Origin of the sequence: Ruminococcus sp. MCC718 (assembly GCF_018783905.1) — a bacterium.
Taxonomy (GTDB): domain Bacteria; phylum Bacillota; class Clostridia; order Lachnospirales; family Lachnospiraceae; genus Hominisplanchenecus; species Hominisplanchenecus faecis.
The window spans coordinates 16,041-37,320 of record NZ_WQNP01000030.1 but is presented as its reverse complement, the minus strand read 5'-3'; the positions used below and the strand labels follow the sequence as shown (position 1 = coordinate 37,320).

The following is a 21,280-nucleotide window of genomic DNA, read 5'->3' as shown; positions in this document are numbered from 1 at the left end:
CGCTCCTTGGCATCCTCTACAGCTTTTTTACTGATGTAGTGTCTGCCAGTCCAAGCATACGGAGAAGCTTATCTGCAAGGCTGATAGTGATTGCCGGATACTCCTCCACTGTTTCCTTGAGCATGTCTCTCTGCTCATCAATGATGTTGTCAAAAGCAAAGCTCTTAGATGCCTTTGTCACAGAGTTGGACATGGTCTTCACATATCTGTCATAGGATGCTGCCTTCGGCTTCTTGAAGAGGAATGTGAACTCATCCTCTGTCTCATCATCCACCTGTACCGTTGTTACTACCGTGTAGACCTTCTCATCTGAAGCTGCATATTTCTTCTTCAGGCTCTCCACATCTGTCTTCTTCTCTGCATCAGCAGCCTTTCCTGCATTGAGGAGCTGCTCTTCTCTTGTATCATTCATGGTTTATACCTCCGTTTTTGTCATTTATTTTGTTATTAGTTACGCATCAAGACCATTGATTTTGATACCGCCCATTGCCATACCATCAAGGTCTACCTTCATGGACTTGTCTCCCTGTGCCGCCTTGAAGCTACGCTTTGACAGCACAACATTGGTCAGGACATCCGTACAGGTTGCAGCTCCTTCGTCTGCATAGTTCACTACAATCTTCGGGATAACATACTTGTAGAAGTTCTTGTATCCCTTTGACTGGATGACCCTGCACATCTCATTGAAGTCCTCACGGAGCAGGGAAATCTTGACGGAGTTCTTCTGATTTCCGGTACCATAACCTCTAATCTTTCCGCCCTTGCCATAGATAGGCTCTTTTTCCTCCTCATCATCATAGGAGATTTCCATGGGTTCCATGTTCTCCATGCCGGAAGCTGTGATTGTCACACTTGACCAGTCATAGGCTTTTCCGTTGATTAACTGCTTGTTTGCCATCTGCCTCTACCTCCTTCCTAAGATGCTGAATAAGGGTTCTCTACTGCAAATGTGAGGTTCATCTCCCTCACATGACCCATAGGTACATAAGTGATATTGATGTCAAGCTTCTCATCCACAAGGATGTTGAGGTTCTCCGTGTCAATGGTCACGCTTCCGGAGCTTATGATTTTATCACGGACAGCATCTTCCACAGGTGTATTGAGCTGCTCCTGAATATTGGTGATGCTTGTCTCAATATCTTCCGGGTCAACCTCCACCTGAAGCTCATCAAGTGCCTTTGCCCTGACAGCCTTGACAAGTCTGTTCGATACCCTGACATCTTCAGCATAGGAGTAGTCACTACCTTCAGGTGACATCATGTTTGCAGAGGTCACATAGTAGTCTTCCTTGCCAATGTACTGCCTGATGGTCACATACTTTGCCTTGTCCAAGGTCTCAATATAGTCCTCAATTCCTTCAGGAAGGAGCTTGAGAAGCTTTGCTTCAGAGATAGGGAAGCTCTTCACCTCTCCAATGCTCTGTGACTCTTTGGCTCTTCCATAGAGTCCGGTCACAATTCCTGCATTGTTGATGTCCTGAACCCTTCCATCCATTCTCTGATAACGGGAATTGCTACATACAACCTGCATGTAGATATTGTTGATGCCCTTCCGTTCCTCAAGCATTGCGTTCACATAATCCTCAAGGCTCTCATCCGCCTTCTTTCCTCTTGCCTCACAGACAAAGAACAGAGGTCTCTTGTACTTAGTCAGGAAGTCATTGGCAATCGTACACAGAGAAGCCCACAAAGCCTTGGATGATACTCCAACGATATGAACGAACTCAAACATAAGAGGGCTGTTGATGAGGCTCTCAACCGCACTGATTACTGACTCATTGCTCATAGCCGGTGATGTGGAGGAGAATGTGAAACGGTCTCCCTCCATAAAGCTGTCACCGCCTTCTGCATCCGTGAACTTTGCAGTCAGTCCGGTAGTTGCCAGTTCTGCCTCTCCGGTGATAGGTATTGTCATTTCCTCTGTGAAGGTATTTCCTCCATCCAATGAGTATCTGAAGCTTCCCTCATTGCACTCTCCGGCATCCATTACCTCAACCACAATGTCATAGGCATTGTTAGGGCTTCCCTTTACCTCAAAGGTACCGTATCCCTTTTGGTCTTCCGTGATTTTTCCAATGGTTCCGGCTGTCCCTGCTTTCACCGGGATGCAATAGATTGAGGATGCTCCCCACTCAACCGCATCAATGCAGGCATCAGCAAGAGGTGTGTTGCCAACCTTCTCCTTGATTTTCTTGGCGTTCATTGTGCCACTAATCAGGATAGGTGACTTGCTTTCCACATTGGAAATGCCGATTTTGATTGATGTCCCGGTACCCGTGGAGCTGCTTCTCCCAAGGTTCCCGTCTTCGACTTTTACATTTACATCTCCAAACATTATCCCTTTGCCTCCTTGTCTTTCTTACTCCCGTCAACCGGGGCTTTCCGGAAGGCTTCACAGGCTTCTTTGAACTCTTTCTCTTCCACCTGTCTTCCACTCTTCCATCCGTTTGCTGCCTTCGTTCCTTCAAACACCGCATCAGATACACCAAGTTTCTGCTTGAGTTCCTCAATGCTCATTAAGGATGCAGCCTGTTTTGTTTCTGCCATGATTATTCCTCCTTATCCGACAGAGCCAATGTCCATTGGCTTAATGTCTCTATCTTGATAGATACCGCCTTCAAAAGTGATGTCGAACTGTACCGCTACTTTCGCCTTCAGGATACTGTCACCCTCTTCTACCCAGTCCGCTTCACCTACCACGATATTCACCCAGTTACCATCCACATCAATTCCCTTCTTCAGGTTTTGGAGAAAGTTCTCAAGGATTTCCTCCACCTTCTCCTCTGATGTGTCCGCTATCACTACATGGAGTGATGTGCTCCTGTCCCACAGCTTCACTCTACGCTTCCGCTGCCCCTCTTGGTCTATGTATGTTTTTTTTGAGCCGGAGCGTGCGAATGTCTCACCGTTTCGCAATACTGCACCAACGTGGACTTCGTTTCCTGCCTTCAGCTTTTTCATATTGGTGTAGACCTGACTCTTGATGCCGGAGCTCTTCAGCGTTTCTATTAAGTAGTTCCTTTCCTTTACCATGTCCTACTCCTCAAAAATTTCCTCCAAGGTGTCCTTGATGTCCTGCTCATCCTCTTCACTGATACCCAAGAACGGTCTTGGTGGTATGCTTACTTTGACAGAGGCTACTCTCTTCCATTGTCCACCAATCTTGAATGTGAGGTACTTTTTATTCTTTGCTCTTATTGTCCGCTCATCACCAAATTGGTGTGTGGCAGCCCTGATGTCATTGGTACCTACTGCAAGTCCACTGTCACTCACTTCTGACCGGATGCTTGTTTTGAGCTGTGTGGTCTTGGTGAGCGTCTTGCCGCCTTCCTCCTGTGCCCGGATGGATGGCTTCCAACTTGTACCTTCCGGAGTCTTCTCCTCCGTGAAGCGTTCCACTGTGGAAGTCCTCAATCCTTCCGCTATGGAGTTCAGAACCCCACGGGTCTCAAGGTGGCTCAATCGGTTCAGGCGTTGGAGCAGCTCATCAGTATCTCCGGACATCTCTGCCCTGATTGACGACATCCCATCACCATCCTCTCATACTGTCCCTTGAGAACACCCTGCCTGAAGACTTCATCTTGAAGCCATTGGCTGCTTCGCTGCTTCCTCCTTTTTCCTCAACGCCTATGCTTATGATGCCCTTTGCCACATCAAGCAGAAACTTGATGGCTGCGTTGTATCGGTTCAGGAAGGTCTTCTCCCGGTCACTCTCATCTATACCTGTCCTTGATACAAGGTTGTATACAGATATGTCTTTTGCAAATTTGTTGATGACCTGTGGTGTCTTAGTGAAGGGAACTCTGTACCGTTTGGCAAGGTACCCGTCAATCTCGGCACAAGCATCAGATATAGCAGACTCACATAGTGTTGCAATCTTAGCTTCACGCTCCTGCTCATCTTCTATGTACTCATCTCCAATGATGACATTCTTCATATCATCCTTTATCATTTCAAGAACCTCTCCAACAGTACAGTACATTCCAATCACCTACTTCTTATCCCTGTGCCTGTGCTTCTACTTCTCCGGTAGAGCCATACGCCATCTGCCAAAAACCATATCCTGCATTGCTTCTTCCATCAGCTCCATACAGGTACTCATCCAACATGAAGACATTCTCATCAGTGTCTCTTGTTAAGGATGTGAACTTGATTTTCTTTCTAAGCTGATAGATGAAAGGCTTCAGGAAGCGGTTGGTGCAAAGAAGGAACCAATACTCCGGATGCTCTGCAAGGGCAGGCTCTACATGAAGCTTTGCTGTTCCCTTCAGCACGTTTGTGGTACCGTCAATCTGGTCTGCTTCCAAGATGAGCCTTGCTGTCTCCTCCAATGCCGGAGGTACAACCAAAAGGTCAGGCACAAGCTTCAGGCTCTTGCCCTTATCTCCCTTGATGCTCATAATGGAGCTTCTTCCTTCCATGTAGGACTCCCTTGACAGCTTCTTATTGCTTCTGTTGCTGTAGGTCGCATCACCTACCTTGTGGGCTGTATTAAAGAATGAAAGCCCGTCATAGCACTTCTCATTGAAGCCGCTCATCATAGCACCAAAGACAAGCTCATCCGGATGCAATGCAGCAGCTTCTCCCATGTTGGAGAAGAGAGGAGTATACACTCCATACTTGTCATCCTCAATGTCATCTCTCGGTACACCAATGGTCATCTCAAACTTTTTGTTCTTGATGAGGTAGTCATAAGCAGCAAGAGCCTGTACTTCTCTCTCACCAATCCACTCTCTCATGCCCGGCATCTGACCAAGCCACTTGTAATCCTGCTCTCCTGTGGTGCTCGGTACCACAGTTGCAACCTTCTGATAATTGGACTGTGTGGTATCAAAGCTCTTGTTGAAAGCTGTTGAGTATCCCACTGTAAGTCCGTGTAAATTTGCCTGATTAACAATCATGTTTCATGTCCTCCTTATACCTGTGTTATGTCTACTGTAACGCCATCATCATCTACCTCTAAGATGGTGCCTGCTACACTTGAGCCATCCGCTGTGATGGTCACTGTCTTCTCATCCTTGATGTAGCACTTCTTCAGGATGTCAGTCTCTTTGATGGTTCCATCATTCTCCCATACGAATGTCCCACGCTTCACACTGACAGTCTGCTCACCATCTGCCCCGTTACGGTTGTCACAATATCTCTGCACACATCCGGCAATCAGGAGCCCGGCGGAAGCAGTTGCCTCTACTGCATAACCATCTGAATTGATGGCTGCCATTGTTGCCTCTGTCAGTTCTGCTCCTCCCTTGACAGGGATGTTGAGCATCCGGTTCCCGGTTCTCTCGTTTCCTGCTCTGTTCATCTCTTAGTCCTCCTTCTTGTTGTACTTCTTAACATCCTCCATGGATACTCCCATGTTCTTGAGGATGGCTATATCCACCTCATCAGAGTTGGAAGCTGCCGGAGCATCCTTCAGGTCAAGCTTGCCCTGCGGAACTACTACAGGAGCCTTGTCCACAAAGCCCTTGAAGCCTTCCATATCCTTCAGGGCGTATGACTTAGCCCATTCAGACTGTGCGGCTGTGATTTTTCCTGTCTTCAATGCCTTCTGAACCTCCTCATCTGCATCTCTTTCAGCCATACGCTGCTTGAGTGCAAGGAGTTCAGCCTGTGTATCCGGTGCTCCTGCCTTCAGAGCCATGATGGAAGCTGCCACATCCTCGGTCTTGGCATCCGCCTTCAGTCCAAGCATGGAAAGGATGGTGCTGTTTGCCACCATATCAGCCCCTTCAGGCTTCGGTTCACCATCTCCCGGCTTCCCATCTCCTTCACCCGGCTTCTTTCCATCCATTTCTTTGAGCTTCTCTGCTGCTTTTGCAGCATCCTCAACCGCTTTCTTGATTTCCTCTTCCGTTGCGGTCTCCGGAAGTCCTAATGCCTTTGCAAGTTCCTTTAAGTCCATGATATTTCCTCCTTCTGAAATGTCCTCTATATCAAGGGAGTTCACTAATGCAAACATCCCATCAATAGCAGGTGTGTTTGTAAGTGCAACAGAGTGTATTGCTGTTGCCTTTTGGTCTCTTTTTCGCACCAATACCACCGGGGAGAGGTATCTGTACTCCTTATTCTTCAGGTACTCGGCTGCTTTTGGTGTCCATTCCACCTTTGCAATGATGGCATCTTCACCTTTGTAGAGGTCTTTTATCCATCCGCCTGCCGGAGCCTGCACATCTGACAGTGTTTGGTGCTCATAATCAATGACAAGGTCAAGCTTTCTGTCCTTGAACTGTTTCCGGATGAGCTCAAAGCTCTCATCATCCACATTGAAGTCCCCCTTTTGGGAATGTACTCTTCCAAGGGGAAGTATTTTGATTTCTGTAGGCACACCGGAGAGCTCCACGCCCTGTCCGGCACATGCAATCAGCTTTGCCATATCCGCTCACCTCTTTCCTTTGCTTTCTGATAGCGTTATAACGCGTTATAACGCCCCTTAGAGCTTCTCAATGTAAATATCCTTAGATTTACCTATCCGAACACTCACAGCCTCTTAAAAAGGCTCTCATTTTGTTTCACCATCTTCCGGCTGTTTTCTCTCCCTAAACATCTTCCTAAGCTCCGGAGATATATTGGTCATGTCCGGCTTCCATACGGTCTTTGCCGGGTTATTGGAGAAGCCCTTGTCAGGAAACTTTGTGAGTATCTCTCCGGTGGAGTAGTCCACATCATACGGTGCCTCTGTTTCAACATGCAATCCCATCCTTTCAACCTGTTTTTTTGACAAGCTCACCACCATGCAGCGGCACCGGAACCCGTTGGGTGGGTACCATACATCCCATATAGGGTCATCTGCCCGGTACACTCTTCCTTCCATGACTGCATGTGACTCTCTCACATGTCCGTCTCCGGCTGTCCGGTATCTCCAATATGGTCTTAGCTTCATTGTGGTCTCATCTGTCATGCTCTTATAGTGTCCTGCATTGAGGGCGGTCTGCATGTTAGTCCTGAAGATGTTGTCACACTTCCAAGGATTGATGCCCTCATATCCATGCTCCTCAAGGAACCTGTTCATATCTTCCAGGAACTGCTCCTTGGTGGTTCCTTCTTCTGCTGCTTTTGTCAGGCAGTCAAGAAACTCCTGAAGGACTTCAAGACTTGTATATCCTGACACCGTGAAAGCCTTTGCCCGGCTCTCATCAGACAGCATCTTGTACTCTTCACTTGTCAGTGTTCTCTTCCCCTTCAGGAACGCCACCGCCTCCTTGAAGACAAAGTCCTTTGTCAGTCCATACAATACATCCATTAGTCCATTGACCTCCCTATCAGGTGTGACAGATAGATGCCCTGCTGTATCAGGTCTTCAAGCTCCGGGCTCTCCATATCCTGATACAACTCACGGAGCTTCTTTTCATCCTTCAGAACCTTTTGCAGCTCATCCATGTCCTCCGCTTTGTCAATCATTTTGAAAATAGGCTTCATCATCTCCCGGAAGATGTCCTCTGATTGCTTATTAGCAATGGAGACGATTGTGTCCACCTGTCTCTGTTCTGCCTGTCCCTCTTCCTGCTTCAGCTTCAGCTCCTCCGTTGTTTCCATTGGTTGCTGCTGTGCTGTCATCATTCCTGCCTGCGGCGGCTTCAGGACTTCCTCACCGTTTTCCGGCTTCGGTATGTTGAATTTCTTGTATATGTGGCTCTTTGGTATCTCAAGCCCCATATCACAGGCAAGTGTCTTGTATATTTCAACTACTTCCTTCTGGTCTTCCACCTCATGGCAGTCAAAGCCAAAGAATGGTATGTTTGCTTCACTTCCATAGTTGAACTCTACAAGCGGTCTGATAATGTCCCGGCGGATTGTCACAGCTAATGACTTTGCATCAGCTACAGTCAGGTCATGTCTGACCTCGTTATGGGTCTTTGACTGTGCATAAGAGCCTCCACCGCTGTCTGATGTGAGTGTCTGTCCAAGGATTGCCTTGCTTATCTGCTCATCACAGTACCGGGCAAGCTTCTCATATATCTCTACGCTTGTGGTCTTCTGTGACTCAATGAACTCTATCATTGTGGAGCTCGGCACAATCCCGGCTGCATCCGTTCCAAGACTAATGATGGCTTCCATGAGCTGCTTCTTGTCACTCTCTGATGCAGAAGCATCATACTTACCAAGACGGAGCGGCATACCGAACACTTCACAGAAGCTCACCCAATCCTTGATGTCATAGTTCTTGAACAGGTACATCCATGAGACAACCCTCATAATTCCTGCCCGGCTTGCGTGTCCTGACTTTGCCTTGTACTTATGTACTACGAACTTATTCTCCGGAAGCTCCACACCGGAAGGATACTCTCTTGTGCATACCTTCAGCTCATCCGTGGTACTATCCCACACAAGCTTTTTAGGATGCACATACTCAATATCCTCAATGACATTCCTTCCATCCTCTACTGTCCATGCAAGCTCCATGATGCTGATACCCTTTCCAATGGCATCCAACATATCAATGAGCACTTCATCAAAGTTCTCAATTCCCTTGAGCTGCTCATCTATGAAGTCCGCTATCTCCTTGTCAATCTCATCTTCAGAGAATGGCTGCACTTCCCAATCAAGACCCGTCACAGCAAGCTTTCTTGTCTGCATCTGTGAGAAGAGGTGTGTATCCTTTTCCTCCATCTCCTCAAAGAGCTCCATCTGTGCCCTGACATTCCCTTCATCAGCTTCCCGAAAGATACGGGCAAGCCTGCGTGGTGTCAGTCCGTTGGATGGATAATCAGAGAACTTGTCATTGACATCCCCAACCGCCACTCTTGCGGTCACAGGTCTTTTTGTTCCTGTATCTACATCCGGATTGAAGGGTACTCCTCCGCCCCGGTTCCTTTTCTTTCTTTTTGCCATGCTGTATCACACCTCCTAGTAGGCACCTTTACCCATCCGGAAACGTCTCCGGAGGACTGTCTTGTAATTTGCTTTTGATGCTACCGCCTTGACTGTCTGTGCAAGCTGCACCGCCATCTGAAGACCATCAGGAGCATCATCATTCTTTCCCATAGGGAACTCCTGAAGCTGTTTCAGGAGTGTCTTGTGCTCCCGGTTGAATTTCAGGTACTTGTTCTTGATGACAGGCTGCAATGACTCAATACGGAGTACCTTGTTGACCGTTGACTGTATCTCCTCTATCGGGATATACTCTCCTTCCTCGGCTGACTTTGCAGCCATGACCTCCTTGAAAAAGTATTGGAACTGGACAACTTCCACACCAAACTTGTAGAAGCCCTTCTTGCAGTCCCTCTTCAGTCTCCGGTTCATCTCAAACACATCCTCAATGATGACATCCGGCTTCCTTTTCTCTACGGAGGCATCCACCACATACATGTACCCGGTCTTGGTAGACAGGGCAAGGTTGATGATGGAGCTTGTATCTGACTTCTTATTCTTTCCAAGTGACGGGTCATTTGCACCCACAAAGACGAACTCCGGACTTGAGAAGTCCATGAGCTCCGGTTCGTAATAATCGAACCATTCAGGATTGAATGTTGCACTCTCCGGGTCAATCGGGTCATTCTGAAGCTCTGAATTGAAGGATGCTGTACCTTCGGATACCTTAATCTCCATCAGGTCATAGTAGGACAGCTTCTCTTCCCAAAGGACTTCAGCTCCAAGGAGCATCTTTTCCTTATGGGCTTCATAGAAAGTCCTTGCATCCTCCTCATGGTTCTCATTGAAGAGGTTGGTATATATGCTTTCCCACTCATCCCACAGCTTTGTATTGACCGCCTCTGATATGACTGCCCTGTACTTCTTTGTCTTATATCTTGGGTTCTGAAGCACATTGTTGAGCAGGGAGTCATAGTGGAGTATGGTACCTATATACATGATGTCTGTGTAGGTATCCCCTGCTTTTGATACTGCTTTGTCAAACCAATTCTTCAGCTTACGCCTCTGCTCCGGTGTGTTGACATTCTCATCATTCTCAATATCATCCAGTACAATGAGGTCAGGTCTCCAGTTCCGGTGTCTTCTACCTCTGACCTTCTTTCCGGAGCCTATTGCCTCCGCCTTGATGTCTGTCTTGGTCAGTATCACTCCGGTTCTCCATGCCTTGTCTCCCTTCAGGGAGCCAAAGTCCATGATAATGTTTGCATTGTCCTCAAGCTCTGTCTTGATGTCATCAAGAAAGCCTTCCGCCTGTTCTGAAGAGTCTGACAGGATGAGAATGTAGTGCTTGTATGCGTACAGGATGGCATGGAGACTGTCTTTGAATGTGAAGTTGGTTGATTTTGCATGACCACGGGGAGCTGCCACCACCTGACGGGAGCCCTTCAGTCTTGATATGACCTTTGCTTCCTTCAGAGGGTTCCTTCCTTTCATTACTCCCCGGCTCCATATCTCATCAAGCTCCTCATGGAAGTGTGGTGACTTCCGGATGAAGTAGTGTGGAAGATACGCCCTTCCAAAATATGACATGTCAAAGGCAGCAAGTTCTTTTCTAAGTCCATGCTCTCCCATGAGCTCCTCCCCGGACAGATACCTCTCATTCAGTTTTCTTCTTTCCTCCTGATGGTCTGACCCACGGAGTACATATTCCTCAAAGAGCTTGGTCTGATACTCCTCATTGTTCTTGATTTCTATATCTTCCTCTTCCTCAAGCTCCCTCATCCAGTTGTCAATATCAATCATCTTCCATCATCCGCTCCTTTGCTTTTGCCAGTATCTCCTTGAGCTGTGCTGCTGACTTCTCATCCTGCTTGATGACCTTCAGCATCTCGGACTCCATTTCACGGAAAGCAATGTCAGCCTTCCTTCTCATGTCCTGCTTCACCCTGTCCTTATATACCTTTGTCCGGGACAGTGAAGCAATGAGCCTTCCTGCCTTATCAAGTGGCATCTCATTGAACTCTTCCTCTGCGGTTGCCACCTTGTTCAGGAGCCCGTTCATGGTCAAGAGTATGGCAGCTTCCGTGTAGTCCGCTTCCGGGTTCTCCTTCACCACCTGTATCAGCCTGTCAGTCTGTGCCTGTGCTTCAAGAAGCCTCTGCATGGCGTTATTTGTCCGGGTGGCATATCTGCCTACACTGGACTTTGATATGTCATAGCCCTCTCCCTTCAGGAATTGGCTAATATATTCATAGGTATTGGATGTGTCAGCAAGCATCACATCCACTTTCATCCGCAAGTCTTCAGGGAGCTCATCAATCTTTGAGGTTATTCTCTGCTTGGTTCTCTTATCACCCATCAAATATCAACCCCATTGTCTTCAATCGTACCTTCCGCAAGGTCTACGCCTTCCTTGGTGAGCTTGATGACTGCATCATTGGCATAGGCATTGTAGGCTGTGACCTTTTCCTCGGTAAATTCGATGTATCCGGCTCCCTGAAGATAATCAAGATACTTGCTGATGTCCGGGGATATGATGAGCCCGGCTGCTATCATGGCATTGGATAACTGCCTTGTGAGGGCTGTGTTGTTGTATCCCTTCACCAAGCACCGGATGATGTATCCCCTGATTGCCTTGTTCTGCTTGATTTCTGCTTTTTCTAAGTCATTCACGTTGTTCACCTCACTCTTTTCTGTTACTCTGCATTAGGAGCTTGTCAATCTTGCTGTCAATGCTCCTCATTCTGTCCTCCACTCCGTTCATGGAGCGGAAGAAGTCTTCACGGAGTACAAACGTGGTAGCAAAATCACCCTTTATATCATTGAGTTCCTGTTTGATGTTCGCTATATCCCGGTCTGTCTCCTCTTCCAACTTGTCAATTCTCTTATTTACTTTGTCATCATTCTCTTTAATCTGCTTTTTTATCTCCTCTGTGCTGCTCTTGAGGTTGTTGAACCACCCCTTGATGAAGAAGGTTATCACTCCAAGCCCAAGAGTGATAACCCCTGCCATCACATCAGAGAACGTGATAACATAATCCATAGGCTACTTCTTTCTGATGAGCTTTTCTGCAAGCTCTGTGACCCTTTCCCATCCATCCATTGACACCAACGCCACAATGAAGGCAGCAATGAATGATGCAAATACCATGAACCACTCAATGGCTACCCCATAATATGCCGCAAGTCCCAACAGGCAGACCGGGCAGAGGATGAGGGACAGGATGATGACCGTCAGGGCTGTAGGCACCTTCTTGTCAAACCATGTCCACTTTTTGAGTGCCTCCGTAATGATGGAGACGATAAACGCCATCACACCGATAAAGAGGACAATCTGTGATACATCCACTGTAAAATTCGTCATACAAACCACTCCTTTTCTGTCATTTTTTTTGAGAATAATGCACAAAACAATAAGAGCATGTACTAAGTACATGCTCTTATCTTATACTCATTATGAAAGACTCTTTAGGTGAAACATTTTCGGAAAATCAATCATCATTATTCATGTCAAAAATGCTCATCTGTCCTATCATTGGCTCATCCTTCAGTATGTTTCCTATCTGCTTGGTTGTCAGATTATACTTCTCTGCAAGCTCCTTTGAGTTGTATCCGTTCCACTCTTTCTTGATACGCCTGTTTCTTGCCGGAGCTATGATGTTCTCTGTCTTTGGAAAATAGAGCTCATCTCCTTTGGCATACTCACTAAGCTCAATGAACTTCTCAATCCCTATGATGTCCACCACAGGGCGGTAGCTCTCTGAAATATCCTCTAATGTGGTCTCTTCAATGAGGTCTCTTGTTAGTTCATCTGCTACCATTATAGCCTCCTTCCTACTATTATGATGCTTTCTTGGTGTATGAGAGGCTTATCCATCCGGCTCCGGACTTCAATCTGCCCCATCCATTCTTTTCCTCCACAATAGTGTACTTGTTCTTCTTTCCTGTCACTTCACGGATGGCTCCTACTACACTGTATCCTGTTCCTGCACCGGATCGGATGTTCAGTACATCACATGTGGTTGTGATGAGATACGGTGTGAATGTTGTGCCTGTGGATGCAGCTACCTTCTTGGTGTATGAGAGGCTTATCCATCCGGCTCCGGACTTCAATCTGCCCCATCCGTTCTTTTCCTCCACAATGGTGTACTTGTTCTTCTTTCCTGCCACTTCACGGATAGCTCCTACCACCTTGTTATCCGTTCCTGCACCGGAGCGGATGTTCAGCACATCACATGTGGTTGTGATGAGATACTCCTTGAAGTCATCATCCTTCTTGGTCTCATCCGGCTTCGGACTTCCATCTCCTGCCTGACTGCTTCCGGTTTCCTTAATTGCATCCAGTATCTTCAGTATCTTTTCACCATATCCAGCTCCTGCCGCCCATCCTTTGCTCTTCGGGTTCTCCTGTATTCCAAGATACTCCACATAAGGAGCACATCCACGGGATACAAGGTCAAAGCGTTGGTCAACACATTCCTGCTTCAGCTTCGTTGTATTGGCGTATGCCTTGAGGTGTTGTATCTGTGCCCGGATGCCAAGCTGTGGCGTTTTGAAACTGTTTCCTGTCTCTCCGTTCTGTGTCACTCCCATACCACAGAAATTATTCTGTGAGAGCTCCACAGCACTTCCGGAGAAGGTGAAGTTGCCTGTCTCAAGACAGCTCTGTGCAAATGCAATGTCACCACGGATATTCTCCGCTTCACCTTCAGACAGATACAGAGGTATCATGTCAAGTACGCTCTGTGCAACGCTGCCATTCTTTGCCTTGATGTATGCTGTCATCTGCTCCGCTGTAGCTTCAGATTTTCCGGTTATCTTGGTCATGCTGTCCTTCTGCTCTGTCCCTCCTGAAATAGCTTTCTTGAAGGCATCCCATGTGTGCTTTGTCGAATTATACACATACGGATTAGGACATATCTTTCCGGTCACATCATGGTGACGGATAACATTGGAAGCAGGAACTCCATACTTCTGCATCAGATACTTAGTCAGTTCAATGGCAGCATTGACAGTTGCCTCTTCAAAGTACCAATCCTTGCTTTCCGCTGACTGACTTCCTTTGTTGCGGACACACATCTCAATGCCTATAGAGTTGCTATTCCTGCACTCTGCATGTTTATAGCTGCTTGCTCCACAGTGCCATGCAATGTCCTCATCCTCAACACTCTGCCATACCTCTCCATTAAAGCCTACAAAGTAGTGTGCTGATGCTCCAAGATACTTACTTGCATAATACTTACAATTTGCCTCTGCTCCTCCAAGAGCCCCTACATAATGGATAACAATGTACTTGATACGCCCTGCGTTATCCTTATTTGTGAAATTGTACGGGGTCAGGAGCTTCTCAATCTTTGGTGCTGCCATTTCTACACACTCTCCTCTCCAAAAAATCCCATGCTGTCAGGGTCTAAACTATTGCGGAACTCTTTGAGTTCCTCTTCCGTCATGTTGCTCACTTTCTCCTGAAGCTCTGCTCTCTGCTCCGGAGTTATGTCCTTGGTGTATTCACTAAGGATGTCCTTGCTCTGTTCTGCCATGATTAGTCCTCCTTTTCCGTGTCATCATAGTCTAATGTGATGGATGTCTTGGTCTCCACAAAGATGCTCTTCCGGATGCCCTCAATGATGGCATCAATCATCTCTTCCGGAAGAAAAGCTTTGATGAGTTCCCCGTTCTTGATACGGTAGATGTACCACAGCTCCACGTCAAAGTCCGGAACTGTTTCCCCTTCAGGAACCAATACAGAGATGAGAGTCTCCTTGTCCTTCTCAAACTCTCCCTTCAGTTTCTTCAGGAGGAGCTTCTTCTGCTTGTCATCCGGCTTGATGCTCATTTCATCAAGGAACTCCTCAAGTGTGGTCTCAAAGGTGTAGTCACCTGTGAAGATTGCCTTCATAGCCTTCTCAAATTTGCTGTCAAATTTGTAGGTTGTCTTGGTCTCCTCTTTGACCTTCATCTTGTATACTCCCTCACCCACAAGCTCCTTCAGCTTGTCCGGGTTCAGGATGTCAAGGCTCATGCTGTCTGTGATGGCAGCACTACCCTCATCACCGTAAAACTTCACATACTTCACATTGTGGTCTTCCATGATAGCCAATCCTCTAGCCTGAAGCTCCGCCTTGTAGCTGTTCATCATAGCCCGGCTCTTCTTCTGTTCACGGTCAAGCCACACACATGCTCCAATGAGCTGTTCATTGGTCATGCTCTTCACTGTCTGCTGTTCCATTACTGTCCTCCTCCTAACTTCTCAAATGCTTTTGTTGCACAGGCTTCACAGATACCCTTCCCATGAAACTCATGCACATCCTCTGTCGTTCCGCAAAAATTACAACGGAGCGTGTACGGTTTTATTCTGATTTCACCCTGATGCTCTTCCACAATCATAGGGTCTTTTGGCTCAATGCCAAGTTCTCTCCTCATTGCCACCGGGATACTGATTGACCCGTGGCTTGTCATCTTCTTGTAAGCTGTACTCATTTGTCTGCTCCTTTCTAGGCATCCAAGATGTCCTTGATATAGTTGTACTGGTCAACCAACTTGTACTCATGCTCACCCTTTTCCCTGACCTCTTCAGAGAACTCACGGAGCCTGATGGCAAGCTTCAGAACTTTGGCAGCTCCTACAGCCTCAAGTGAGGCTCTTGAGCTCATCCCTTCTCTCTGACAAAGCATGTAGGAGATGGCATCCATGAGGTAATGCTCCCATATAAAGCAGTCACTACTTCTGCCATTCCACTCTTCCCTTGCTTCATCAATGAACTTCTTCCGGTTCAGCTTCGGCTTATCCGGAGGAAGCACCCCTTTGTCCTGCATCCTCTTCTTGAGCTCTGCCCTTGCCTGCTTCTCCTTATTGGTCAACCGTTTATTCTTCGCCACTATATACCACTCCTTCCTCTTATGAGCTGTCATCCGGGTCAAGTTTTCCTGCCCGGAGCTGTTCCTCTAGCGTTTCCATTGCAGCAAGATGGATGTCAAGCATGTTGTTCTTCACATCATCCATATCCAGTCCACGCTTCAGACCTTCCATGCCAACGAACACCTGAAGGAAGCCTGCTATCTGTGCCAACTCCTCAACACTGATGTCCTGTCCCTCAAAGTTGACCTTGTCATCCCTGACTGTCACTATTAGCTTGCAATCCCTCATCCTGCTCCTCCTTCTCCTTCTGCCTCTTCAACATACTCTTCAGAGCTTCAATGAGCTTTGAGCATTGCTGATAGTTCAGCCACTCAACCGCACTGACACCAAACATCTTCTGACACATTCCATTGACCCTTGCAGGCTTGTCCCATCCAAGCTCTTGTGTGAGCTTGTATATCTTCTTCCGTTGGTTCTCTGTGACTTCACTTCCGCTGTATCGGTTCCTTCCACGCTCTGACTTCTTAGCAGAGTCCTTCATGTTACCAAGTACACGGATGACAGTCTGAAGCTCCCTTTTGTTGAGAGCCTTGATACTGTCCTTTCCTGTATGTGCCTGAACAAGAAGATGCAGCTCCTCATCCGTGAGCTTCAGCTCCGGACTCTTGGCAATCCCCCACACCCTCTTGATACTTGGCTGTGATGTATTTCCTGCCATACTATCCTCTCTTTCTCTTATCGTTCCCATTCTCAATGACTCCGCCTCTTGCATACTGCGTCAGGAATGTAGGTATCTGTATATCCTTTCTAGGCTCCGGGATAGTATCTGCACACAGATTGATGTCACAGTATCCATGCTCATTGATTGCTTCATATACGCTCTTCATAATATGTTGAGCAATCTGCTCTTCCTTCTCTCCACTAAGTGCAATCTTAATCTCCTTCATAGAACTCTCTCCTTCCTACAACATCATCATGTTGGATGCTTCACTCACAATCTTCATGGTTATACGGGTCTCACCCTTCTGCTTCAGGATACGGAGCACGTTGTTGAGCGTTCTGTCCAACAGACGGAAGCATCCGCTTTGTGTGTTGGTTGCCCGGCTTATCATCTCACCCATGGCAGCCTCATCCACCTCATATCCTTCAAGGTAGTCAACTACTTCATTCTTTGACAGTCCCTTCAGCTTGTAGTAGAAGTCCATCCTGTTAGCAAACCGGGCAAGATTGCCCTTCAGCTCTGTCTCAAGTCTCGGCTCTCCTGCTATGACAATGCCTACATTCGACTGGTCAAAGATACCACGGAGTATCTCCATCTTCTTCTGTGTGTACTTGTTGATGAGCTTGTCTGCCTCATCAATGATGAGTAGGAACCCTTCATTGGTATTGAAAAACTCACGGATGCGGTTGACTCTGCTCCATATCGTTCCACCGTAACCCTTTGGGAGTCCTATACCGTTCTCAATGGCTTCCACCAAGTCCCGGCAAGCCATTGTGTCATCACACTCAATGTATGCCACCCTTGGAAGCTCTGCATATTTCTTCAGGGCGTGTGTCTTTCCCTGACCGGACTTTCCAACGATTATCCCAAGCCCCATGTACTCCTGACATGCCTGACACACACCAATGGTCTGCACAAAGTCTCTGCTCTCAAAGAACTCCACCTTCTTCTTGAGTGTGCCTGCTCCTGTAGGTACGCTGTTCTCCGGTTCCTGACCTTCAGCAACGCCTCCGGTAGCGGCAAGAAACTCTCTGACCTTCTTCTCAAGCTCTGTAGGGTCACTTGCATACTTCCCATTGAGGTACTGACTAAGTGCTGCTCTTGAGTAGTTCATCTTGAGAGCTGCCTCTGCCTTCGTCATCTTCATCTCCGCCAGTCTCTCATTCATCTGCTCTGCCAATGTCTTCTCTGTTTTGTAGGTATTCAATGCTTCCATATTTACAACCTTCCTTTCCTTCAACCTTATTTCATATTTTCCAAGTACGCCGCCGCAATCGAAAATGCCAACCACGCCAATTCAACCAATGCTATAACTGCCATAACCACAAGGGCAGCTCCAATCAATATCATCCTGACCATATCATCCTCCTATAGCTCTAAGCTTCTTGAGGGCGTTTTCTGCCTGCCTGCTCATGTATTCGCTGTCCGCTTCAGGCTCTTCTCTCTTCTCGGCTCTGAAGCCCTGCTGATAGGTTCTGTCTGTAGGTATCGTGATGACCTTTGCAGCCTTCTCCTGCTTCTTTCCACCTATCATCAGCTCAATACCACCTGTAGTCTCATTGAAGCCAACATACTGCTCATTGAGTTCCTCAAACGGTCTCCTTGCCTCTTCAAGTCTTTCCCGGTCACGCTTCTGCTGTCTCTTCTGCATCTTCAGGTGCTCCTCAAGAGCTTTCTGTGTAACCTTCGGAGCTATCTGAAGAAGCTCCTGACAATATGCTTCACAGATACGCTTGCCCTTTTGGTCAAAGACATACAGGACAGCCATATCATCCGGGTCATACTTGATGTCAACCTTCCGCCCGATATAGTCACAAAGCTCATCAGAGCGGTACTCATATCCCCACTTGGTAATGCCAATGTTACGGACAAGCACGTTCTCTGACTTCATCATCAGCATGGTTGCATAGCTCTTAGGCGGTGCCGCCTTGAAGTATCTGTCCTCATTCATAAAGCAGTCATAAGGCTTCTTATAAGTCTCTCCCATCTTCTTCAGTCCGGAGTGTTCCGTGTGCATGTAGACCGTTGTGAGCCATTCATGCCACTTCTCATAGAACTCTTCCAGTGTCAGGAGGTCTCCTCTCTCAAGCATCCGCTTGATGTCCTTATCCACCTTGTCAGAGGTCTTTGAGCCTGTCAGTGTTCCGGTGTATGACTTCATCCAACGTGTGAACTTATTGCACACGGTACGGAAGAACCTCTCAATCTGACCTTTGCTCCATGGCTCATAAGGAAGAGCCCTGTGGTCATCCTTGATGCCTATACTCTTGTAGAAGCCCATTGTCTCATTGTCAAAGTTCATGCCGCTCCGGTCATTCCTGTCTCTTCCTGTCATGGTCTTGGCTGTGTAGTCCTTACCATTGTCTATGTAGAGATACTCCGGAACTCCGCCCGGCTCTGAATATATCATTTTGAGTAGGCTCTGCTTCAGGATGTCAGAGTTGGCATCCTTGCACATCACATCTCCCATGATGACCCTGCTCCTCATGTCTACCCATGCAGCCAAGTGTGGCTTGATGGCTATAACCTTGCCATTAGGCTGCTTGTAGCTCACCCAACAGTCAAAGGTATGCTCATCACCCATGACAATCTGCATCACCTGAAGCCCCTTGGTGTCTCTGCTTCCTTTCACCATGACCTTATTCTTGTACTCACGGGTACCACGGGATGCAAGGAACCAAGCGTTCCTCATCCCCTCATCCTCCATGAGGTAACTGATGTACCTTGTCACCGTCTGATAGGATGGTATCTTCTCCCACTTGTTGATATTGGCAATGGCTGTCAGCTTCTCATACAGCATCTCACGGGTTCCTTGGTTTCGGGCAAAGTCCTCATTGAACCATATATTCTTGATAACCTGTTTGACCTCTAGCTTGATACTTGGAAAGCATCCGGTTTCTTTTGGCTTCCGGCACAGGCAGAGAACCTTGAAGAACTCACGCCCTGCTCCGTCTTCCTTCTCAAGCTTGTCCGCCCATGCGGATGCTTCAAGGTATGCCTTGGTGTATCGGTAGAGTGTTCTCTGACCTTTTCCAAGATACTTCTGTGCAAACTCTTCAGCGTACTTTGTCCGGTCTCCTTCGTCATACTGAAGGAACTTTCTGACCACGTTCCCAAGCTCCACAGCCTTGTAGTATCTCTCCTTGTAGTTTTCAATGTACCAATCAACATCTGTATTCACATACCATGGAACTTCCGGCTTCTGCTCATCCTCTTTCTTGTCCGGAAATTCTTCCGTGAAAGATTTCAGCTTCTCCCGTTCCTTCCATGCGTTCCTTGCCTGCTTTGAAAGTGAGGAGACCGCCACAAGTACCACATCTTTTCCGCCATTCTCTGACTTCTCGGTCTTGGTCACAAAGGACTCTTGCTTCCTTAATACCCTCTTGACCATTGTGTTGTACTTAACTCTTTCCAGTTCAGCAGCTTCTCCCAATGTGACATATACTTCAGCCAATCAGCTCACCTCCTTCATGCTGCTACCTCAATATCCAGTATCCTTGATATTGCCTCAATGTATTTCTTTCCACTACGCTCACCGACTAAAATCTTATGGATGTACTGCTTATTGCATCCAAGCAAAGCAGCAAGCTCCACCTGTGTCATATTCTTGTCTATGAGCCTTTTCCTGACCTTCCGCCCAAAGGGTGTCAGTCTCGTCTGCTTTGTTGCCATCTGCTCACCTCACATCACAGCTTGTATACCCTCATACCGCAACCATTCAGGTCACAGGTGTATCCTTTTTCTATAAGGGTCTCAATGACTTTTGGAGCCGCCTCATACAGGATGATACCCTGACGGACTGTGCCGCCTACTGTGTATCCTATGGACATCCTGATGGGGCTTGTCTGTTCCTGAAGCTTCAGGAGTATTGACATCAACTCCACATCACTATCCTTGTATTTCTCCATTACAGCCTACCTTTCCAACCAATTACAGGCTCTTTGATATAGTCCTTGTCTTTGGTTTTCCTCCAACCTTCTTCAGAGATACCCGGCTCACTACTTCCAATGAGTCCGGAAGGTTCTTGACCACAAGCCAATTCTCCGGCACCAATCCATGAGCCTTCATTATCTTCTTCTGTTCCCTTGTGGGAGCCTTTCCGTTCTTCATCAGTAGCTCACCTCCGTCCCCTCTATAATTTTGTCAATTATATTGAGAGCGTTTTCCTTTCCCTCAATCTCTGCCTCAAGCTCCATCCGGTTCTCCCGGAGCTGCTCAAGCTCTGCATCCAACTTCTCTCTGTGCTCAACCAATGCTTCCATTTCATCACTTGACAGGTTCAGCAAATGCCTCATCTCCTCTCTATATATTTGAACATCAGGGCTTCAAGCTAAAACTCCGATACTGACAAGCATCCGCTTTGTCATCCTTCTATCACGGTCATAGAACTTCTGCCCCTTAATCTCCTGATTGACATAGAATGTACCGCACAGGTACCGCTTTATCATCCAAACCTTGTCCGGGTTATACTTGTCTTGTATCCTTGTTACCTTCATAAAACCTTCCTTTCCCTGATGCCACTGTCTCATTCTTCAACTCTTAAAGTAGGACAGGACAGCTCTTCTATCTCTTCCTGTATCCGTTGCACTTCTCTCTGTGCGTTCCGGAGGAGCTCATCAAGCTCATGGGCTTTCTTTGCTCTTGGAAGCATGTCATGGAAGATTGTCATACCAAAGCTCTTATACAGTTCAGCAACTTCATCTTTGCCGGATGTGTTCCGGATAGATGGATGCCACATGTAGACTTCTTCAATCACTTTGTACTGCTCATCCGTGACAGTTCTTTCAATTCTTTCCTCAAATTCCTGCTTCTGCATCCTGCACCTCCTTCATTCCTTCATAGTTCCATTTTCTGATACCCTGAACCGGGTGACTTTCTTTGTGCCGGAGAA

At 47.2% G+C, this 21,280-nt stretch carries 34 protein-coding genes; all 34 read right to left on the bottom strand.

Going from position 1 to position 21,280, the window contains the following annotated elements; genetic code table 11:
* Positions 1-16 precede the first annotated feature (16 nt).
* Positions 17-412, bottom strand: coding sequence for a hypothetical protein (locus GPK60_RS03750; RefSeq protein ID WP_055055767.1), 396 nt, complete (start codon positions 410-412; stop codon positions 17-19).
* 39 nt (positions 413-451) lie between these two features.
* A complete protein-coding gene (locus GPK60_RS03745) occupies positions 452-898 on the bottom strand; it encodes a hypothetical protein (protein ID WP_117626468.1) in 447 nt (148 codons plus the stop codon).
* Positions 899-915: 17 nt separating this feature from the next.
* On the bottom strand, positions 916-2,334 hold the full coding sequence (locus GPK60_RS03740) for a DUF2586 domain-containing protein (RefSeq protein ID WP_173895486.1): 1,419 nt from the start codon (positions 2,332-2,334) through the stop codon (positions 916-918).
* Positions 2,334-2,546 (bottom strand): hypothetical protein, encoded by a 213-nt coding sequence (locus GPK60_RS03735; protein WP_009295617.1) that lies wholly within the window; start codon positions 2,544-2,546, stop codon positions 2,334-2,336. Before GPK60_RS03735 ends, GPK60_RS03740 begins: the two co-directional genes overlap by 1 nt.
* Positions 2,547-2,558: 12 nt before the next feature.
* On the bottom strand, positions 2,559-3,032 hold the full coding sequence (locus GPK60_RS03730) for an SON protein (RefSeq protein ID WP_173895487.1): 474 nt from the start codon (positions 3,030-3,032) through the stop codon (positions 2,559-2,561).
* Positions 3,033-3,035: 3 nt separating this feature from the next.
* Entirely contained in the window at positions 3,036-3,524 is a 489-nt protein-coding gene (locus tag GPK60_RS03725) for a phage virion morphogenesis protein (protein WP_009320356.1), read from the bottom strand.
* A 4-nt stretch (positions 3,525-3,528) separates the two neighbouring features.
* Complete coding sequence (locus tag GPK60_RS03720) at positions 3,529-3,981, bottom strand: DUF1320 domain-containing protein (protein WP_009295614.1); 453 nt, start codon at positions 3,979-3,981, stop codon at positions 3,529-3,531.
* Between the two features lie 16 nt (positions 3,982-3,997).
* Positions 3,998-4,900 carry a Mu-like prophage major head subunit gpT family protein gene (locus GPK60_RS03715; RefSeq protein WP_118511537.1) on the bottom strand — a complete coding sequence of 301 codons (903 nt, stop codon included), beginning with the start codon at positions 4,898-4,900 and terminating at the stop codon, positions 3,998-4,000.
* A gap of 14 nt (positions 4,901-4,914) precedes the next feature.
* Positions 4,915-5,304, bottom strand: a complete 390-nt coding sequence (locus GPK60_RS03710) for a hypothetical protein (RefSeq protein ID WP_009295612.1) — start codon at positions 5,302-5,304, stop codon at positions 4,915-4,917.
* Between the two features lie 3 nt (positions 5,305-5,307).
* Positions 5,308-6,375: a phage protease gene (locus GPK60_RS03705; RefSeq protein WP_173895489.1), complete on the bottom strand. Its 1,068-nt coding sequence runs from the start codon at positions 6,373-6,375 to the stop codon at positions 5,308-5,310.
* A gap of 126 nt (positions 6,376-6,501) precedes the next feature.
* On the bottom strand, positions 6,502-7,242 hold the full coding sequence (locus tag GPK60_RS03700) for a phage minor head protein (RefSeq protein ID WP_009295610.1): 741 nt from the start codon (positions 7,240-7,242) through the stop codon (positions 6,502-6,504).
* On the bottom strand, positions 7,242-8,831 hold the full coding sequence (locus GPK60_RS03695; protein ID WP_009295609.1) for a DUF935 domain-containing protein: 1,590 nt from the start codon (positions 8,829-8,831) through the stop codon (positions 7,242-7,244). The genes GPK60_RS03700 and GPK60_RS03695 overlap by 1 nt, the downstream gene beginning before the upstream one ends.
* A 15-nt stretch (positions 8,832-8,846) precedes the next feature.
* A complete protein-coding gene (gene terL / locus GPK60_RS03690) occupies positions 8,847-10,613 on the bottom strand; it encodes a phage terminase large subunit (protein ID WP_118511533.1) in 1,767 nt (588 codons plus the stop codon).
* Positions 10,606-11,169 (bottom strand): phage protein Gp27 family protein, encoded by a 564-nt coding sequence (locus tag GPK60_RS03685; RefSeq protein ID WP_009295607.1) that lies wholly within the window; start codon positions 11,167-11,169, stop codon positions 10,606-10,608. The genes terL and GPK60_RS03685 overlap by 8 nt, the downstream gene beginning before the upstream one ends.
* Entirely contained in the window at positions 11,169-11,483 is a 315-nt protein-coding gene (locus GPK60_RS03680; RefSeq protein ID WP_009295606.1) for a hypothetical protein, read from the bottom strand. The genes GPK60_RS03685 and GPK60_RS03680 overlap by 1 nt, the downstream gene beginning before the upstream one ends.
* 10 nt (positions 11,484-11,493) lie before the next feature.
* A complete protein-coding gene (locus tag GPK60_RS03675; RefSeq protein WP_009295605.1) occupies positions 11,494-11,853 on the bottom strand; it encodes a hypothetical protein in 360 nt (119 codons plus the stop codon).
* 3 nt (positions 11,854-11,856) lie between these two features.
* The gene (locus GPK60_RS03670; RefSeq protein ID WP_009295604.1) at positions 11,857-12,174 is read right to left on the bottom strand and encodes a hypothetical protein; all 318 of its coding nucleotides are present in this window, start codon (positions 12,172-12,174) and stop codon (positions 11,857-11,859) included.
* 127 nt (positions 12,175-12,301) lie between these two features.
* Positions 12,302-12,631: a Mor transcription activator family protein gene (locus GPK60_RS03665; RefSeq protein WP_215658873.1), complete on the bottom strand. Its 330-nt coding sequence runs from the start codon at positions 12,629-12,631 to the stop codon at positions 12,302-12,304.
* 19 nt (positions 12,632-12,650) lie between these two features.
* Complete coding sequence (locus tag GPK60_RS03660; RefSeq protein ID WP_009295602.1) at positions 12,651-14,177, bottom strand: N-acetylmuramoyl-L-alanine amidase; 1,527 nt, start codon at positions 14,175-14,177, stop codon at positions 12,651-12,653.
* Positions 14,178-14,179: 2 nt separating this feature from the next.
* On the bottom strand, positions 14,180-14,350 hold the full coding sequence (locus GPK60_RS03655; RefSeq protein ID WP_009295601.1) for a hypothetical protein: 171 nt from the start codon (positions 14,348-14,350) through the stop codon (positions 14,180-14,182).
* Positions 14,351-14,352: 2 nt separating this feature from the next.
* Positions 14,353-15,039: a hypothetical protein gene (locus tag GPK60_RS03650; RefSeq protein WP_009295600.1), complete on the bottom strand. Its 687-nt coding sequence runs from the start codon at positions 15,037-15,039 to the stop codon at positions 14,353-14,355.
* A complete protein-coding gene (locus tag GPK60_RS03645) occupies positions 15,039-15,290 on the bottom strand; it encodes an AbrB/MazE/SpoVT family DNA-binding domain-containing protein (protein WP_009295599.1) in 252 nt (83 codons plus the stop codon). Before GPK60_RS03645 ends, GPK60_RS03650 begins: the two co-directional genes overlap by 1 nt.
* Before the next feature lie 14 nt (positions 15,291-15,304).
* Positions 15,305-15,688 (bottom strand): hypothetical protein, encoded by a 384-nt coding sequence (locus GPK60_RS03640; RefSeq protein ID WP_009295598.1) that lies wholly within the window; start codon positions 15,686-15,688, stop codon positions 15,305-15,307.
* Positions 15,689-15,707: 19 nt separating this feature from the next.
* Complete coding sequence (locus tag GPK60_RS03635) at positions 15,708-15,935, bottom strand: hypothetical protein (RefSeq protein ID WP_346727709.1); 228 nt, start codon at positions 15,933-15,935, stop codon at positions 15,708-15,710.
* Positions 15,919-16,416 carry a regulatory protein GemA gene (locus tag GPK60_RS03630; protein ID WP_009320362.1) on the bottom strand — a complete coding sequence of 166 codons (498 nt, stop codon included), beginning with the start codon at positions 16,414-16,416 and terminating at the stop codon, positions 15,919-15,921. Before GPK60_RS03630 ends, GPK60_RS03635 begins: the two co-directional genes overlap by 17 nt.
* Positions 16,388-16,615 carry a hypothetical protein gene (locus GPK60_RS03625; protein WP_009295595.1) on the bottom strand — a complete coding sequence of 76 codons (228 nt, stop codon included), beginning with the start codon at positions 16,613-16,615 and terminating at the stop codon, positions 16,388-16,390. The genes GPK60_RS03630 and GPK60_RS03625 overlap by 29 nt, the downstream gene beginning before the upstream one ends.
* A gap of 15 nt (positions 16,616-16,630) precedes the next feature.
* Entirely contained in the window at positions 16,631-17,605 is a 975-nt protein-coding gene (locus GPK60_RS03620; RefSeq protein ID WP_009295594.1) for an AAA family ATPase, read from the bottom strand.
* 144 nt (positions 17,606-17,749) lie between these two features.
* Positions 17,750-19,843: a Mu transposase C-terminal domain-containing protein gene (locus GPK60_RS03615; protein WP_215658872.1), complete on the bottom strand. Its 2,094-nt coding sequence runs from the start codon at positions 19,841-19,843 to the stop codon at positions 17,750-17,752.
* Positions 19,844-19,857: 14 nt separating this feature from the next.
* Positions 19,858-20,061, bottom strand: coding sequence for a helix-turn-helix transcriptional regulator (locus GPK60_RS03610; protein ID WP_009295591.1), 204 nt, complete (start codon positions 20,059-20,061; stop codon positions 19,858-19,860).
* 14 nt (positions 20,062-20,075) lie between these two features.
* On the bottom strand, positions 20,076-20,297 hold the full coding sequence (locus GPK60_RS03605; protein ID WP_009295590.1) for a hypothetical protein: 222 nt from the start codon (positions 20,295-20,297) through the stop codon (positions 20,076-20,078).
* 22 nt (positions 20,298-20,319) lie between these two features.
* On the bottom strand, positions 20,320-20,499 hold the full coding sequence (locus tag GPK60_RS03600; protein ID WP_009295589.1) for a hypothetical protein: 180 nt from the start codon (positions 20,497-20,499) through the stop codon (positions 20,320-20,322).
* Positions 20,499-20,675, bottom strand: a complete 177-nt coding sequence (locus tag GPK60_RS03595) for a hypothetical protein (RefSeq protein ID WP_009295588.1) — start codon at positions 20,673-20,675, stop codon at positions 20,499-20,501. Before GPK60_RS03595 ends, GPK60_RS03600 begins: the two co-directional genes overlap by 1 nt.
* A gap of 39 nt (positions 20,676-20,714) precedes the next feature.
* The gene (locus tag GPK60_RS03590; RefSeq protein ID WP_009295587.1) at positions 20,715-20,885 is read right to left on the bottom strand and encodes a hypothetical protein; all 171 of its coding nucleotides are present in this window, start codon (positions 20,883-20,885) and stop codon (positions 20,715-20,717) included.
* A gap of 29 nt (positions 20,886-20,914) precedes the next feature.
* Positions 20,915-21,205, bottom strand: a complete 291-nt coding sequence (locus tag GPK60_RS03585) for a hypothetical protein (RefSeq protein ID WP_009320368.1) — start codon at positions 21,203-21,205, stop codon at positions 20,915-20,917.
* Positions 21,206-21,280: the final 75 nt, after the last annotated feature.

Bases quoted from the DNA above. Each gene is read 5' to 3' on its own strand.
- GPK60_RS03750 (WP_055055767.1), bottom strand. From the start codon at position 412: ATGAATGATACAAGAGAAGAGCAGCTCCTCAATGCAGGAAAGGCTGCT.
- GPK60_RS03745 (WP_117626468.1), bottom strand. From the start codon at position 898: ATGGCAAACAAGCAGTTAATCAACGGAAAAGCCTATGACTGGTCAAGT.
- GPK60_RS03740 (WP_173895486.1), bottom strand. From the start codon at position 2,334: ATGTTTGGAGATGTAAATGTAAAAGTCGAAGACGGGAACCTTGGGAGA.
- GPK60_RS03735 (WP_009295617.1), bottom strand. From the start codon at position 2,546: ATGGCAGAAACAAAACAGGCTGCATCCTTAATGAGCATTGAGGAACTC.
- GPK60_RS03730 (WP_173895487.1), bottom strand. From the start codon at position 3,032: ATGGTAAAGGAAAGGAACTACTTAATAGAAACGCTGAAGAGCTCCGGC.
- GPK60_RS03725 (WP_009320356.1), bottom strand. From the start codon at position 3,524: ATGTCGTCAATCAGGGCAGAGATGTCCGGAGATACTGATGAGCTGCTC.
- GPK60_RS03720 (WP_009295614.1), bottom strand. From the start codon at position 3,981: ATGTACTGTACTGTTGGAGAGGTTCTTGAAATGATAAAGGATGATATG.
- GPK60_RS03715 (WP_118511537.1), bottom strand. From the start codon at position 4,900: ATGATTGTTAATCAGGCAAATTTACACGGACTTACAGTGGGATACTCA.
- GPK60_RS03710 (WP_009295612.1), bottom strand. From the start codon at position 5,304: ATGAACAGAGCAGGAAACGAGAGAACCGGGAACCGGATGCTCAACATC.
- GPK60_RS03705 (WP_173895489.1), bottom strand. From the start codon at position 6,375: ATGGCAAAGCTGATTGCATGTGCCGGACAGGGCGTGGAGCTCTCCGGT.
- GPK60_RS03700 (WP_009295610.1), bottom strand. From the start codon at position 7,242: ATGGATGTATTGTATGGACTGACAAAGGACTTTGTCTTCAAGGAGGCG.
- GPK60_RS03695 (WP_009295609.1), bottom strand. From the start codon at position 8,831: ATGGCAAAAAGAAAGAAAAGGAACCGGGGCGGAGGAGTACCCTTCAAT.
- terL (WP_118511533.1), bottom strand. From the start codon at position 10,613: ATGATTGATATTGACAACTGGATGAGGGAGCTTGAGGAAGAGGAAGAT.
- GPK60_RS03685 (WP_009295607.1), bottom strand. From the start codon at position 11,169: ATGGGTGATAAGAGAACCAAGCAGAGAATAACCTCAAAGATTGATGAG.
- GPK60_RS03675 (WP_009295605.1), bottom strand. From the start codon at position 11,853: ATGGATTATGTTATCACGTTCTCTGATGTGATGGCAGGGGTTATCACT.
- GPK60_RS03670 (WP_009295604.1), bottom strand. From the start codon at position 12,174: ATGACGAATTTTACAGTGGATGTATCACAGATTGTCCTCTTTATCGGT.
- GPK60_RS03665 (WP_215658873.1), bottom strand. From the start codon at position 12,631: ATGGTAGCAGATGAACTAACAAGAGACCTCATTGAAGAGACCACATTA.
- GPK60_RS03660 (WP_009295602.1), bottom strand. From the start codon at position 14,177: ATGGCAGCACCAAAGATTGAGAAGCTCCTGACCCCGTACAATTTCACA.
- GPK60_RS03655 (WP_009295601.1), bottom strand. From the start codon at position 14,350: ATGGCAGAACAGAGCAAGGACATCCTTAGTGAATACACCAAGGACATA.
- GPK60_RS03650 (WP_009295600.1), bottom strand. From the start codon at position 15,039: ATGGAACAGCAGACAGTGAAGAGCATGACCAATGAACAGCTCATTGGA.
- GPK60_RS03645 (WP_009295599.1), bottom strand. From the start codon at position 15,290: ATGAGTACAGCTTACAAGAAGATGACAAGCCACGGGTCAATCAGTATC.
- GPK60_RS03630 (WP_009320362.1), bottom strand. From the start codon at position 16,416: ATGGGAACGATAAGAGAAAGAGAGGATAGTATGGCAGGAAATACATCA.
- GPK60_RS03625 (WP_009295595.1), bottom strand. From the start codon at position 16,615: ATGAAGGAGATTAAGATTGCACTTAGTGGAGAGAAGGAAGAGCAGATT.
- GPK60_RS03620 (WP_009295594.1), bottom strand. From the start codon at position 17,605: ATGGAAGCATTGAATACCTACAAAACAGAGAAGACATTGGCAGAGCAG.
- GPK60_RS03610 (WP_009295591.1), bottom strand. From the start codon at position 20,061: ATGGCAACAAAGCAGACGAGACTGACACCCTTTGGGCGGAAGGTCAGG.
- GPK60_RS03605 (WP_009295590.1), bottom strand. From the start codon at position 20,297: ATGGAGAAATACAAGGATAGTGATGTGGAGTTGATGTCAATACTCCTG.
- GPK60_RS03600 (WP_009295589.1), bottom strand. From the start codon at position 20,499: ATGAAGAACGGAAAGGCTCCCACAAGGGAACAGAAGAAGATAATGAAG.
- GPK60_RS03590 (WP_009295587.1), bottom strand. From the start codon at position 20,885: ATGAAGGTAACAAGGATACAAGACAAGTATAACCCGGACAAGGTTTGG.
- GPK60_RS03585 (WP_009320368.1), bottom strand. From the start codon at position 21,205: ATGCAGAAGCAGGAATTTGAGGAAAGAATTGAAAGAACTGTCACGGAT.